This is a genomic window from Desulfobulbus elongatus DSM 2908, from assembly GCF_000621145.1.
Lineage (GTDB): Bacteria > Desulfobacterota > Desulfobulbia > Desulfobulbales > Desulfobulbaceae > Desulfobulbus > Desulfobulbus elongatus.
The window spans coordinates 54,784-69,060 of the sequence record NZ_JHZB01000011.1 but is presented as its reverse complement, the minus strand read 5'-3'; the positions used below and the strand labels follow the sequence as shown (position 1 = coordinate 69,060).

Sequence of the window (14,277 nt, the reverse complement as noted above, 5' to 3'; positions counted from 1 at the left end):
CGATCAGAATTCGATGCGCAGGGCGAGCCGGCCGTTGATCCCCGGTTCGTCGGGCAGGTACCAGGCCGTGGTCGAAACCGCATCCAAATGCTCGCGGTATTCCTGGTCGAAGAGGTTGTTGAGTTCAAAGGCCACCACGGTCTTCCTGGTCCAGCTCCAGGGGCCGAAGGCGTAGCTAAGGGAGAGGTTGGTCAGGGCGTAGCCGGCGGTGGGCACCTCACCGTTGATCGCGGAGATTCTGTCCTGATCGTCGACCAGCACCTCCTCGACCGCCCAGCTCAGGCCGAGTTCCCGCCGCTGGCCGATGCGAAGCGTCAGCTTTTGCGGGGCGATGTAGGCCAGGGGCTGGTCGTAGGTCTCGTTCTCGCCGCGGGTGTAGACATAGCTGGCCTCGACGAACCGGTCGCCGTCCAGTTTGTAGCCGACCATGGCCTCCGCGCCGTAGATGTAGGCGTCGTCGAGGTTGATGAACTGCTTGATCGGCAGGCCGGCACTGTTGGTCGTCCGGTAGCCGGTGTCGGCCAGTTCGATATAATCCTCGTATTTCTGGTAGTACAGGGCGGTGCTGTAGTAGAGCGCGCCATGCTTGCCGTCGAAGCCGATGTCGACGCCCCACACGGTTTCGTTGTCCAGCGTCTGATTGGGGATCTGGGAGCCGTTGCCGGGATTGTTGCCGTAGGCCTCGTTGAAGTAGGGGGTGCGGGTGGCGTTGGAGACTTTGACGTAGGGGACGAAGGCCTCGCAGAGCCGGTAGCCGGCGGTGAGATCGAAGGCAAAGAGGTTGTCGTCCTCGTCGGTGTCGACCTGCCGCACCTGGTCGAGCAGGGCCGCCGGCACCAGGGCCGAGAAGGCCGAGGTGTTGACGTTGGAGTTGACCGAGCGTTCGACATGTTCGTAGGCGCCGGCGATTCTGAAAAAAGCCTTGCCCACGGTGATGTCGTCGGCCATGCGCAGGGAGGCGGAGGTGATGTCGCCGCCGGTGATGCCGAAGGCGTTCGTCCATGGGCCCCATCCCGAGGCGCCGTACGTCCGCAGCCCGTTGGTCAGCTCCATTTTATAGTACTCGGCCGTCCAGGAGAGCAGATGCTCGTCCAGCCGTTTCTTGGCCGAGACCTTGCCGCCCCAGGTGTCGCTGTCCCGGTACAGTTCGCGGAACTCCGCCGGAGTCGCCTCCTTTTTCATGTTGAAGTCGTAGTGCAGCTCGTTGCCGTAGAGCTGCACGTCCACGTCGCTCAGGCCGGCCAGGGAAGCGTCCCGGTAGCCGAAGAAGTAGTATTCCCCCTCGTCGTTGGGGCGGTCGGTGTACATCCAGATAGTGCCGTTCCGGTAACGGGAAAAGGGGTCTTCGGAATCGACATCGCTGCGCAGGTAGCGGGCGTAGACGTAGCTGTCGTCGCTGGTTTTCACCGCCACGGACCCGTTGACGCCGGTGGTGTCGTATCCGGAATGGAGCACCTCGTCGCCGCTGCCGCTCTCATAATTCTGGAAATCGGAGAAACCGCCGCTCAAAGAGACGTTCAGGCGATCGTTGTAGACGCTGGCACCCATCGAGCTGGACACGCCCTCCTCGGACAAAAACGATACCGAGCCGTTCACGAAGCCCGAGGCGGCAAAGGCGTCGGTGCTGTTGAACACCGGGTCCTTGAAGGAGGCGACCACGGCGCCGCTCATGGCGCCCATGCCCAGGGTGGCGCCGTTGGCCCCCCGGTAGACGTCCATCTTGTCGATGTCGACCAGGTTGATCAGGTTGGTCGAATCGCTGTGGCCGGCATTGAGCCGCATCCCTTCCAGGTAGACCGGCACCCCCTTCGTTCCCCGGCCGCGGATGTAGGGTTCCGAATTGTACCGACTCGATTTCTGGAACTCCACGAAGAACACGTCCTTGAGGGCATCGTTGAAGGAATCCGGCTTGATCGGCTGTTCCCCGGTCGCCACCTCCAGCTTGTCGTCGGCCAGGGACTCCTCGCCCAGGCGGCTGCCCTCCACCGTTATGGTTTCCAGGGTCGCGGTCTGCGCCCAGGCGGTCGTCGATCCCGCTCCCAGAAGGCACACCACGGCCCCCGTCCAAACAACCTTGTTCATCCTTCACTCCCTCCAGTTTCGTGTTTCCATAAACATTGGCGCGATATTGTACATCCGGCGAACAACCCCCCCCGTGAGCGCTTCGACACCTGCGACATCACCCCGCGGGCATGCAGGGGATTGCGCACGGTCGACCGCTGTATCGTCGTTGTCCGGACCTGGGATATATAAATAAAAAAATATCGGCACGCAAATGTTATGTTGCAGAAAAGATAGCGAATGGAATTTCCCAAATTTGTCATTTCCCTGACTGGACGATCCGCGCCCGGCCGGCGGCACCGGTCCGGCAATCAAATCCGAACACTTCCCCAATCCGAAAAAAAACGGACACTGACCAAAGCGTAACAGAGGGAGGATAGTCTTCCGGCAACAAGGAGATGACGCCCGGCGCCGGAGGCCGCGCCCAGGGCGGTCGCCCCCGGATCACCCCAGACACGACGAAGGAGGCCCCATGCCGCCCCACCACTTCCGCTCCCTCTGGATCTCCGACCTGCATCTGGGCACCCGGAGTCTGCAACGCGAGCACCTGCTCGATTTCCTCCTCCAGACCGAATCCGAGTATCTCTATCTGGTGGGCGACATCTTCGACCTGCTCCAGGCGCAGAAACGGTGGCACTGGCCGGCGATCAACGACCGTATCGTCCGGGCCATTCTCGCCAAGGCGGAAAACGGCACCAAGGTGGTCTACATCCCCGGCAACCACGACCACATGCTGCGCACCTTCGACGGCTGCATCGTCAGCAATATCCGCATCCAGAACAACGCGGTCCACGAGACCGCCGACGGCCGGCGCTACCTGGTCCTGCACGGCGACACCTTCGATCCCGTCGTCCAGCACAGCCCCTGGCTGGCCTCCATCGGTTCCGCCCTGTACGACGTCCTCCTGCTCTGCAACCGCTGGTTCAATTTCGGCCGCCGCCGCGCCGGCCGGCAGTACTTCTCGCTCTCCTCCTGGCTGAAGCACCAGGCCAAGATTGCGGTCAACTACATGGCCCGCTTCGAGGAAGTGGTGGCCAGGGCGGCCGCCGAGCACCGGGTGGACGGCCTGATCTGCGGCCATATCCACCGCGCCTCCATCCGCCAGATCGGCCCGGTTCTCTACACCAACTCCGGCGACTGGGTGGAAAGCTGCACCGCGCTGGCCGAGAATCACTGCGGCCGCCTGGGCGTCATCGAATGGCGCCGCCACCAACCCCTGCAAGAGGCCGCCGCCGCCAAAGCCTATGAAGATCTGTATCGCGACCGATGCCTGGCATCCCCAAATTAACGGGGTGGTCACCACCGTAAGCCGCACCGCCGCAACCCTGCACGGCTGGGGCCACGAGGTCATGATCCTGGCCCCGGACCGGTTCAAAACCATAGCCTGCCCCACCTATCCGGAGATCCGGCTCGCCCTGGCGCGGCCCGGAGCCATCCGGAAACTCCTGGCCGACTGTGCGCCGGCCGCGGTCCACATCGCCACCGAGGGCCCCCTGGGCTGGGCCACCCGCGCGGCCTGCCGCCGGCTCGGCCTGGCCTTCACCACCTCCTACCACACCCGCTTCCCCGAATACCTGCGCCTGCGCGCCCCGGTGCCGCCGGCGTTCTCCTACGCCCTGCTCAAGGTCTTCCACGGCCGCGCCACCCGCACCATGGCCGCGCCCACCATCATCGACGAACTGGCCCGCAGGAAATTCGCCAACCTGGTGCCCTGGTCGCGCGGCGTCGACACCGCCCTGTTCCGGCCCCGGCCGGACACGCCGCCGCAATCGGCCCCGCCGCTCTTTGTCTTTGTCGGCCGGGTGGCGCCGGAGAAGAACCTGCCCGCCTTCCTCGATCTCGATCTGCCGGGGGAAAAATGGGTGATCGGCGACGGGCCCGCGCTGCCGGTCCTGCGGCGCGCCTATCCCCGGGTCCGGTTCTTCGGCGCCAAGCGGGGCGACGACCTGGCCTGTCACCTGGCCGCGGCCGACGTCTTCGTCTTTCCCAGCCTGACCGACACCTTCGGCATCGTCCTTTTGGAGGCCAACGCCTGCGGCGTGCCGGTGGCGGCCTTCCCGGTGACCGGGCCGCAGTACCTGGTCCGCGAGGGAATCAACGGCTGCCTCGATACCGACCTGCGGGCCGCCGCCCTGCGGGCGCTCACCCTGTCCCGCGCCGCCTGCCGCGACACGGCGGTCGGCTATTCCTGGGACGCCTGTACCCGCCAGTTTCTCGGCAACCTGGCCCTGAACCAGGCCGACGAGCCGGTCGCGGACGCCTGCGCGCTCAGGGGCTGATCAGACAGATCCGGGTTTCGGCCGTGCCCGGCGGGCCGTGCGTCCCCCGATACTGGAGGAAGAGGTGATCGCCCTGGCGGAACCAGTATTCGGCCTGCCACAGGGCCGACAACAGGCCGTCCAGCCGGATGACCACCCGGTCGGCGGTCTGCGGGCCGCCACGGTCTCCCGGAATCGGGTCGCTGCCGTCCCGGTGCGCCTGCATGGCCAGCGCCTCCAGGGTGTCGGGCCGGATGGTCCAGAAGGTGGCGTCCGGCTGTTCGCGGGCCACCATCCGCTGGAGACAGAAGGACAGGGGCTGATACCAGGGCCGTCCGTCGATGGCCTGCGTCCGCTCGACCGGACGGCCGGCAAAGCGGCCGCTGAAACGGAGGCGGTCGCCGGTCCGCTCCACCCGGACATCGGTGTCCGGCTCCCTGACGTAGCGCCAGGACAGGGTCGTGCCCTCGCCGGTGTTGACGCTGCTGAACACCTCGGCACCCTGGTGCTGGGTCACGGTGACGGTGGCGCCGTTGTCCGTCCGGTCCGCCCGCCAGGAAAAGATGCTGCTCTCGTCGCCGGTCTGTTCGTGATAGCGGAGGACCTGCGGGACCGGGCCGGCCATGGCCATGAGCAGCAGGGCCAGGCAGAGGGGCGCCAGGGCGCGCAGGGGGGAATGGTCGGCAAGCAATCGGGGCGGATTCATAGCAGTTCGCTGGCCAGCATGGCGAGTTCCGAGCGCTCGCCCTTTTCGAGGTTGACGTGGGCGTAGAGCGGCTGTCCCTGCATCTTTTCGATCAGGGTGCTCAGGCCGTTGGATTGGCTGTCGAGATAGGGGTGGTCGATCTGGTGGATGTCGCCGGTGAACACCACCTTGGTGCCTCCGCCGGCCCGGGTGATGATGGTCTTGACCTCGTGCGGGGTCAGGTTCTGGGCCTCGTCGACGATCATGTACATCCGCACCAGGCTGCGGCCCCGGATGTAGGCCAGCGGCTCGATGATCAGCTTCTTGTCGTCGAGCAGGCGGGAGAGCATCTGGCCCGTCTCGCTCTGCTCGGAGAACTGGCCGCGGATCACCGCCAGGTTGTCGTAGAGCGGCTGCATGTAGGGGCTGATCTTGGACTGGATGTCGCCGGGCAGGTAGCCGATGTCCTTGTTGGACAGCGGCACGATCGGCCGGGCCAGCATGATCTGGCGGTATCCGGCCCGCTGCTCCAGGGCCGCGGCCAGGGCGAGCAGGGTCTTGCCGGTGCCCGCCTTGCCGGAGACGGTGACCAGCGGCACCTGCGGATTGCACAGGGCGTGCACGGCGAAGCTCTGTTCGGCGTTGCGCGGCGTGATGCCGCAGACCGTCGCCCGCCGGACCCTGGCAATGTGGCCGTCGCCGGCGCGGAAGACGGCCAGGGCCGACTGGCGGCCGTTGCGGACGATCAGGTATTCGTTGGCCAGCGGTTCGGGGTCGAGCGGCAGCGCTTCCGCCGGCACGCCCTGGTCGCCGCGGTGCAGGCGCTCGATCACCTCGCCGTCCGCGCCGTCCAGGCGGCGGCAGCCGGTGTAGAGGCCGCCGAGGTCCTTGACATGGTCGGTGGTGTAATCCTCGGCCGGCAGGCCGATCGCCCTGGCCTTCATCCGCAGGTTGACGTCCTTGCTCACCAGGACGTACCGGCGCGCCGGATCGCCCTTGGCCAGGTGGTAGCCGATGTTGAGGATCTGGTGGTCCGGCTTGGCCGCGTTCGGGAAGTGGAGGCGCAGGTCCTCGTGCAGGGCCTGTTCGAGCCTGATCGACACCCGGCCCTTGTCCGGCCCGATCGGGACGCCGCCGTTGAGCAGCTTGCCCGCGCTCATGGCATCCAGGGCGCGGACGAACTCGCGGGCGTGGTAGTTCAGCGTCTGGTTGCCTTTCTTGAACTGGTCGAGTTCCTCGAGAACGGTGATGGGAATGACGATGTCGTGCTCCTGGAAATGGGTGATGCAGGATGAATCATGCAGAATGACATTCGTATCCAGGATGAAGGTCTTGGCGGAGGAGCTGCTGGTCATGGCTGATCCGTGCCGCAGCGTCGGCGGCTGGCGGGGAAAGGGAAAACCGGCCCAGGCAGCGCAGGGGCTGCCCGAAGGCCGGCTCGACGAAGAGACAGAGGGAGTCGACGGACAGGGGGGCGTCGAGGAGCGGGTCGAAGATCTCGACCAGGGCGCCGTGCACCCGCTCCCTGTTCCGGCCCTCGCTCATGCGGCCGGTGAGGGTGAAATGAAAGCGGAACTGCTCGAACACGTAGGGCGAGCCCCACAGTTCCAGATTCCGCTTTTCCTGGCCGCTGAGCTGGGCCGCCTTGCTCCGGGCCAACTCGATCGGCTGCAAGGGGGCGCGGAACCGGTCGAAGGCCCTGGTGCACCGGGCGGCCAGGGTCTGCACGGCCGCCGAGTGGCGGACGGGCCGCAGACAGAAACAGAAATCCTGTTGGCCGACGGCCAGGGGCGGCAGGACAACGGGCGGCTGGCGGCTGGCGAGATCGGCCAGGGCGGCCAGCAGATCGGCCTCGGTCAGGGGCGGCCGTAACCGAAACGGCGCCACCAGGGTGGCCTGGAAGCCGTAGCGGGCGGGTTTTCGGGTCAACTCGGCCAGGAAGGCGGGATCGAGGCCGCGAAAACAGAGGCGCGGCACACTGTGGCCGCTGCCGGCATCCCGGCCGAGCCACCGGCAGCCCTGGTGCCAGAGGGGGGAGATCGGGGAGGGGGCGAAACAAATGGCGTAGCGCATAAACCGATAAGGCGTTGGTGGAGTGACCGATGGCAGGACCATCACCGCATCTGCACCGTACCGCCCAGTTGTTGGTCCCCGGTTACAAAACGGTTACGATTCGGTCAGGAACCCCGGCAGGACACCGCAAACGAACCGGACGGACGTCCGATCGGACCGGCCGCAGCTTTTCCTTGACCCTGCCCCTGGCCTGTGTTTTTTTGAAAAAAACAATCGGACAGCCTCCAGCCGCGGCTCCCCGCCGAACGGCCCCGTCCGAAAACCGCGAGGGCTTTTTCCGATGACAGCCCATCCGCTTGCCAGCCGGCTCCGTATTGCCGTCCGCAGGCACGCCTACAGCCTCTGCTTCCTGCTCCTGGCCGCCCTGACCGCTGTGCTCCTCGGCTTCTTCCTCGTTGTCAGCTACCGCCAGACGGAACGCACCATCGCCATGAGTTCGGCCAACGAGGCGCACGTCCTCGCCAGCCAACTGGAGGCGGCCCTGCGGCGCATCGGCGCCACCTCCGATCTGGTGCGCCTGAATCTCCTCCCCGAAGTGCTGGCCGAGCGGCTCTCCGAAGAGGCCATCCGGCACGCCCACGGCCACTTGCGGGCCCTGTGCCGGTCGTTTCCCGAAATCCGGGGCCACCACTATTACGATGCCGACGGCCGCCTGGTGTTCAGCAACGATCCGGCCGCGGCCGCGGCCAGCATCGCCGATCAGCCCTATTTTCGGCAGAGCAGGCAATCCCCCCAAAAGGAAGTGCAGTTTTCCGAAACCCTGCCCACCGCGCCCCTGACCATGATCGCCTCGCAGGCGGTGCTGGCCGACGACGGCACCTTCCGCGGCCTGGTCGTCACCCCCGTGGACCTGGGATTTTTCGAGGATCTGTTCGCCCGCATGGATGTGGGCAAGGCGGGCATGGTCAGCATCCGGCGCAGCGACACCAGCCGGCTGGTGGTACGCTGGCCCGCGGTGGCGAAGATGCTCAACAACCCGGCCAGGGACATCCCGCCCCAGCGGCAGATCGAGGACGGCATCCGCCGGGGCGTGGTCCGCTACGTCGGCGCCACCGACGGCGTCGACCGCACCTTCGCCTTCCACAGCCTCGCGCCCTATCCCTTCTATGTACTGGTGGGGCGGGCCACCGGCGAGCAGTTCGCGGCATGGTGGCGGATGGCCGCCCTCACCTCGGCCCTGACCGGGATGGGCCTGGCGGCGATGGGGCTGTTTCTCAACCGGCTGCGGGCCAGCGAACAGCGGTTGCGCGCCAGCGAGCAGCACTATCAGGCCATCGTCGAGAGCCAGCACGACGCCGTCTGCCGCTGGCTGCCCGACACCACCCTGACCTTCACCAACAGCACATACGTGGCCATGTGCGCCGCCAACGGGGAGGAATCCCTGATCGGCCGCCGCTGGATCGACCTGGTTCCGGTCACCGAACGGCCCGCCATCCTGGCCGCCCACGCCCGGCTGACGGCTGCGCCCGCGCCCCTTTCGCGGGAAAGCGTTGCCCGCCTCAAGGACGGTTCGACCCGCCACATCCACTGGATGGACGTGCCCCTCTTCGACGGCGACGGCCGCTGCGCCGAAGTGCAGTCCGTCGGCCGCGACATCACCGAGCTGCGGCGTTCCGAGGCGGACCGGCAGCGGCTGCACATCCAGCTCGTCCAGGCGCAAAAGATGGAGGCCATCGGCACGCTGGCGGGCGGCATCGCCCATGATTTCAACAACATCCTCGGCACGATCGTCGGCTACACCGAAATGGCCCTGGATGCCTGCCCGCCGGATTCGGTGGTCGCCCGCGACCTGGCCAACGTGCTCAAGGCGAGCGACCGGGCGACGGCCCTGGTCAGGCAGATTCTCGCCTTCAGCCGCCAGACCGCCAGCGAGCGGACGACGCTCGCCCCGGCGGTCATCGTCCGGGAGACGGTGAAGCTCCTCCGCCCCAGCCTGCCCGCGACCATTGCCATCAAGACCCGGATCGACGAGACCACCCGCAGCATCCACGCTGACCCGGTCCAGGTCCAGCAGATCGTGATGAATCTCTGCACCAACGCCTTCCACGCCATGGAAACGACCGGCGGCACCCTGTCGATCGTCCTGGCCGACCGGGACATCGGCCCGGACGAGGTGTCCGGCCGTTTCGAACTCCAGCCCGGCCCCTTCGTCGAACTGACGGTCGCCGATACCGGCACCGGCATCCCCCCGGACATCCGGGACAAGATTTTCGAACCCTATTTCACCACCAAGGAGATGGGCAAGGGCACCGGCATGGGGCTGGCCATCATCCACGGCATCGTCACCTCCTACCGGGGACTGATCGCCTGCGACAGCGTGCCCGGCGAAGGCACCCGCTTCCGGGTCGCCCTGCCGGCTCTCGACCGGGAGACCGGGGCCGGCCCGAAGGGGACGACCGGCCAGGTGCTGCCCGGCCGGGAGCGCATCCTGTTCGTCGACGACGAACCGCTTTTGGCCGAACTGGGCAAGACCATGCTGGAACGGCTCGGCTACGAGGTCACCGTGCGCACGAGCGGCACCGAGGCCCTGACCGCCTTCCGCAACCGCCCCGACTGGTTCGACGCCGTGGTCGCCGATCAGACCATGCCGGGCCTGACCGGCATGGAAATGGCCCGGCAGATGCTGGCGATCCGGCCGGAGCTGCCCGTCATCCTCTGCACCGGCTACAGCAGCCTCGTGTCCAGGGACACGGCCATGGCCATGGGGATCAAGGGCTTTGCCCTCAAGCCCCTGCCCCAGAAGGAACTCTCGGCGCTGCTCCGCCAGGTGCTCGACGCCGGCCGGCAGCCGACCGCGCCCTGACCGCCGCCCGTCCGCCCCGCTCTTTCCTCATGTTCATTTTTCCTGACCGAATCGTCATCGCCCCCTAACCGTGCCATAACGGCGCGCGGGTAGAGACACAGGCACATCCCCGGCCGCATTTCCGGATCACATCCGGCGCGGCCCCACCGCCATCAGGGAGTGCCCATGTCCAAGCTGCTCTGCGTGATCGTCGACGGCCTCCGCGCCGAAACCCTGGCCTGCGCCCATGTCCCCTGTTTCGACGCCCTGGCCCGGGAAGGAGTGCTGTGCCGGCATCTCCGGCCGGTGCGCCCCGGCCTGACCCTGCCCACCCTGGTCAGCCTGCTCACCTCGCTGCCGCCGGAAGAGCACGGCGTGCTGGCCAACTCCGGCGCCGCCGCGGTTTCGCCCCATGCGCTTTCCCTGATCAGCCTGCTCCGCTACCGCCACCAGACCAGCGCCGCCTTCTACTCCAACGACCGCCTGCGCCTGCTCTTCCCGTCCGGCAGCCTCCAGACCGGACTGCTGATCAACTCGCAATCGATCCGCAACGTCGACCACGAACTGGCCGAGCACGCGGCCATCCACCTCCAGCGGGAACAACCGGACTTCTGCCTGGTCCATCTGGAAGGGACCGGCATCGCCGCCACCCACTTCGGCCCCGGCTCGAACGCCTGCCTGGAGAGCGTCGAACAGGCCGACCGCGCCCTGGGCCTGCTCCGGGAACATCTGGCCGTGGTCGGCCTGCACCGGGACTATGCGTTCCTGGTGCTGGGATGCGGCGCCCCGGAGCGGCCAAGCGCCGAAACGGCCGAAGCCGGCCTGCCGCTGCTCCTCTCCGGTCCCGGCCTCCGCCAGGGGCACCGGATCGACCGCCCGGTGTCGCTCCTCGACCTGGCCCCGACCATGGCCGCCCTCCTCGGCCTGGCGCCCCATCCCGACTGGCAGGGCCGGGTTGCGGCCGACGCCTTCCTGCCCATCCGGCCGGAACCGCGGACGCCCGCCCGCCCGAGAAACGGACGGATGACGGCGATCCCCGGCAACGGCCGCACCGGAGAACACGGCCGAAGGGCGATCCTGACCAAACCCTGATGCCGCGCTGACCAAACGCCAACACAGCCCTGCTAGAAAAGGGCATCGATTTACGGCCTTATCGGCTCCCGAACGGAATCGACACCCGCCGGTCGGCCATCACTTTCCCGGAGACGCTCCCCATGATCAACCTCATGACCCTGGACGCAACGCACCTCGGCCCCTTGCCCGAGACCTTTTCCACCCTCGTCCCCTCCCGCGATGCGGACGGCATCGACCTGCTCTGCTGCCAGTCCGTGCCCCTCGCCCCGGACGGCCGGGCGGCATGCAGCCGCTGGCTGCCGACCTCCCTGGGCCTGACCTGCAGCTGCTTCGCCGTCGGCCGGCCCGGACTGCGCCCCGTACCCGATGCCGGCCAGACGGCCGGCGGCCTGGCCATTTTCACCGGCAACACGACGTGGGTCCTCAACAGCGGCAGTTTCACCATCGGCGAGGAGGACGAGACCACCCTGGTCCAGTTCGCCCTGGTCCGCAAGCACGGCGCCTCGCTGCTGGCGCTCAACCTCCACCTCGGCGCCTCGCGCACGACCCAGCTCCGGCAATTGCGCCACCTGTTCGCCCATGCCCTGCTCCGCGAACCTTACGGCGCGGTGGCCTTGTGCGCCGACCGGGCCGCGGTGCTCACCGGCAAGCAATGGCAGCAGCTCACCACCCGCTCCAACTATACCCTGCACCGCACGCCGCTGACCGCGCCCGGCGTCGGCCTGCTCGGTCTGTTCACCGCCAGATTCCCGGCGGTGTCGGCGGTCACCGTCCGCCAACCCGAGCCGGCCGCGGCCGTCGATGCCGGGCATGCCCCGAACCTGCCCGCCCTGGCCATGACCGTCGACATCCAGCGCATCGGCGGCAAATCCCACCGTCCCCTCTTTCCCCTGTCGTTCCGCGAACAGTGGCTGGGCTACCGGGAACACCGCGCCTTTGCCTGAACCGTCGCCCGTTTTTCACCCCTGGAGATGCCCATGTTCACCGTCGACGCCCTCCTCAACCAGTACTATCCGCGCCTGGCCAACCGGCCGCTGGTCACCCCGCCGGTCCGCACCGTGCTCCGCCGCCTGCTCCGGGAGGATCGCTTCCTCCGTTTCGCCGAGCAGTATCCCCACCTCAAGGGCATGGATTTCGTCGAACAGGTGCTGGAGACCCTGCACTGCACCTACACCGTGTCCGACCGCGACCGGGAGAACATCCCGGCCAGCGGCCGGGTGGTGATCGTCGCCAACCATCCCATCGGCTCCCTGGACGGGCTGGCGCTGCTCAAACTGGTGCACGACAGCCGCCCGGACACGCGCATCGTCGCCAACGACCTGCTGGAGGCCATCGAACCGCTCCACCCCTGCCTGCTGTCGGTCAAGGTCATGACCGGCCATGCCCGCAAGGAGCAGCTCGCCCGCATCGACCGGGCCCTCGCCAACGAGGAGGCCATCATCATCTTTCCGGCGGGCGAGGTGTCGCGCCTCTCGCCCAAGGGCATCCAGGACGGTCCCTGGCACAAGGGCTTCCTCCGCATGGCGGCCCGGGCCAAGGCGCCGATTCTGCCCATCCACGTGCACGGCCGCAACTCCTTCTCCTTCTACGCCACCTCGATGCTGGTCAAGCCGCTCTCCACCCTGATGCTGGTCGGCGAGATGTTCCACCAGCGGCGGCGGCCCCTCAAGCTGACCATCGGCGGCCTGATCCCCCATGCCGCCTACGACGGCCTCAAGATCCGGGAACGGGACAAGGTCGACCTGTTCCGCCGGCACCTCTACCGCATCGGCGCGGGCAAGCGGGGCGTTTTGCCCACCGAGACGGCCATCGCCCGGCCGGAACGGCGGGTGGTGCTCAAGAAGACCGTACAGGCGGGCGAACTGCTGGGGAAAACGCCGGACAACAAGGCCATCTACCTGTTCGAAGGCGACGAGCAGTCGCCGGTGCTGCGGGAGATCGCCCGGCTGCGGGAGATGACCTTCCGGGCCGTGGGCGAGGGGTCGGGCAGGCGGCGGGACATGGACCGGTTCGATCGCTATTACCGCCATCTGGTGCTCTGGTCGGAGGAAGATCTGGAGATCGTCGGCGCCTACCGGCTGGCCGACGCGGCGGCGGTGGTGAGGGAGCACGACTGCGAGGGGTTGTACAGCCACAGCCTGTTCCAGTTCGAGCCGAGCCGGTTTCCCTACCTCGACCAGGGGCTGGAACTGGGCCGCAGCTTCGTGCAGCAGCGCTACTGGGGCAAGCGCAGCCTCGATTATCTGTGGTACGGCATCGGCGCCTTCCTCCGCCGCAACCCGCAGTACCGCTACCTGTTCGGGCCGGTGAGCATCAGCAACGCCATGCCGCAGATGGCGAAGGAACTGCTCATCTACTTCTACAAGCTCTATTTCAGCACCGCCGGCAGCCAGACCTGCTCGCGCAATCCCTTCCGCTTCTCGCTGCCGGTCACCGACCTGGCCCGCTCCTTCCAGGGCGACAACTACCAGCAGGACCTGGTCCACCTCAAGTCCATGCTGGCGGCCATGGGTACGTCGATCCCCACGCTGTACAAGCAGTACACCGAACTCTGCCTGCCCGGCGGGGTGGTGTTTCTCGACTTCAACGTCGACCGGGACTTCGGCGACTGCGTCGACGGCCTGGTGGTGGTGGACACCGCCCAGTTGAAGCCGAACAAGCGCAATCGCTACATCGAGGAGTCGGTGCTGACGGCAGGGTGAGGGGGGATAGCGTGCCGGGGGAGGATGCCGGCGTGAGAGGTCGGAAAATAGCGCGTCCCGGAAGGCGGAATCAAACGCTGCGCGGTGCGAACATGATGATCGCCATGCCGGCGAGGGCGACAAGCGAACCGACGAAATCCCAGACCGTCGGCCGCACGCCGTCGACCGACCAGAGCCACAGAATGGCCACGAAAATATACACGCCGCCATACGCCGCATATACTCGGCCAGAGGCCGTCGGATGCAGCGACAGCAGCCAGGCGAACAGCGCCAGGCTCGCCGCCGCGGGCACAAGCAGCCAGGCGCTTTTGCCTTCCTTCAGCCACAGGGACGGCAGATAGCAGCCCAGAATCTCGGCGACTGCCGTAACCAAGAACAAAGCGACGGTTTTCAGTTCAGTCATGGCCACCCGATGATCGGTTGCTGCGGATAAGGGAGACAGTTGCGGTTGTTCATGCTTCTATCTACTTGTAGAAACAGGGAACAAGACACGGAACATGAAAGAGGCACCTCCGGGTGATAGACGACGAGCAAGGCCTGTCATCTTATTGTCGGGATGACCATGCCATGCACTGACTCGATGTTCCAGGGAAATGTGTTGGACTTGTTTGCGCGGCGTTGTTTTTCGCCGGGTTTGTGCCG

The 14,277-nt window shown here is 66.8% G+C and carries 11 protein-coding genes; 6 read left to right on the top strand and 5 right to left on the bottom strand.

Going from position 1 to position 14,277, the window contains the following annotated elements; translation table 11 throughout:
* Positions 1–3 precede the first annotated feature (3 nt).
* Positions 4–2,082 carry a TonB-dependent receptor gene (locus Q362_RS0107880; RefSeq protein WP_028318238.1) on the bottom strand — a complete coding sequence of 693 codons (2,079 nt, stop codon included), beginning with the start codon at positions 2,080–2,082 and terminating at the stop codon, positions 4–6.
* A gap of 451 nt (positions 2,083–2,533) precedes the next feature.
* Between Q362_RS0107880 and Q362_RS19730 the strand changes: the two genes are divergently transcribed.
* Both Q362_RS19730 and Q362_RS0107870 read left to right on the top strand, forming a co-directional pair.
* Positions 2,534–3,349 (top strand): UDP-2,3-diacylglucosamine diphosphatase, encoded by an 816-nt coding sequence (locus Q362_RS19730; RefSeq protein WP_084312441.1) that lies wholly within the window; start codon positions 2,534–2,536, stop codon positions 3,347–3,349.
* Positions 3,306–4,340 (top strand): glycosyltransferase family 4 protein, encoded by a 1,035-nt coding sequence (locus Q362_RS0107870; RefSeq protein ID WP_028318237.1) that lies wholly within the window; start codon positions 3,306–3,308, stop codon positions 4,338–4,340. The genes Q362_RS19730 and Q362_RS0107870 overlap by 44 nt, the downstream gene beginning before the upstream one ends.
* On the opposite strand, the gene Q362_RS0107865 is transcribed toward Q362_RS0107870, so the two are convergent.
* Genes Q362_RS0107865 through Q362_RS19725 form a run of 3 tightly spaced genes read right to left on the bottom strand, consistent with a single transcriptional unit; the run spans position 4,330 to position 7,077 of the window.
* A complete protein-coding gene (locus Q362_RS0107865) occupies positions 4,330–5,025 on the bottom strand; it encodes a hypothetical protein (RefSeq protein ID WP_028318236.1) in 696 nt (231 codons plus the stop codon). The genes Q362_RS0107870 and Q362_RS0107865 overlap by 11 nt on opposite strands.
* Positions 5,022–6,359 carry a PhoH family protein gene (locus tag Q362_RS0107860; protein ID WP_028318235.1) on the bottom strand — a complete coding sequence of 446 codons (1,338 nt, stop codon included), beginning with the start codon at positions 6,357–6,359 and terminating at the stop codon, positions 5,022–5,024. The genes Q362_RS0107865 and Q362_RS0107860 overlap by 4 nt, the downstream gene beginning before the upstream one ends.
* Positions 6,301–7,077, bottom strand: a complete 777-nt coding sequence (locus Q362_RS19725) for a DUF1045 domain-containing protein (protein ID WP_051553885.1) — start codon at positions 7,075–7,077, stop codon at positions 6,301–6,303. Before Q362_RS19725 ends, Q362_RS0107860 begins: the two co-directional genes overlap by 59 nt.
* Positions 7,078–7,357: 280 nt before the next feature.
* On the opposite strand from Q362_RS19725, the gene Q362_RS22165 reads away from it, so the two are divergent.
* From Q362_RS22165 to olsF, 4 genes are all read left to right on the top strand, one after another.
* The gene (locus tag Q362_RS22165; protein ID WP_051553883.1) at positions 7,358–9,880 is read left to right on the top strand and encodes a hybrid sensor histidine kinase/response regulator; all 2,523 of its coding nucleotides are present in this window, start codon (positions 7,358–7,360) and stop codon (positions 9,878–9,880) included.
* Positions 9,881–10,045: 165 nt separating this feature from the next.
* Positions 10,046–10,951: an alkaline phosphatase family protein gene (locus Q362_RS0107845; RefSeq protein WP_028318234.1), complete on the top strand. Its 906-nt coding sequence runs from the start codon at positions 10,046–10,048 to the stop codon at positions 10,949–10,951.
* A gap of 122 nt (positions 10,952–11,073) precedes the next feature.
* Entirely contained in the window at positions 11,074–11,877 is an 804-nt protein-coding gene (locus Q362_RS0107840; protein WP_028318233.1) for a hypothetical protein, read from the top strand.
* A gap of 33 nt (positions 11,878–11,910) precedes the next feature.
* Entirely contained in the window at positions 11,911–13,635 is a 1,725-nt protein-coding gene (gene olsF / locus Q362_RS0107835) for a bifunctional ornithine lipid synthase OlsF (RefSeq protein WP_028318232.1), read from the top strand.
* Positions 13,636–13,705: 70 nt separating this feature from the next.
* On the opposite strand, the gene Q362_RS0107830 is transcribed toward olsF, so the two are convergent.
* The gene (locus Q362_RS0107830; protein ID WP_028318231.1) at positions 13,706–14,038 is read right to left on the bottom strand and encodes a YnfA family protein; all 333 of its coding nucleotides are present in this window, start codon (positions 14,036–14,038) and stop codon (positions 13,706–13,708) included.
* Positions 14,039–14,277: the final 239 nt, after the last annotated feature.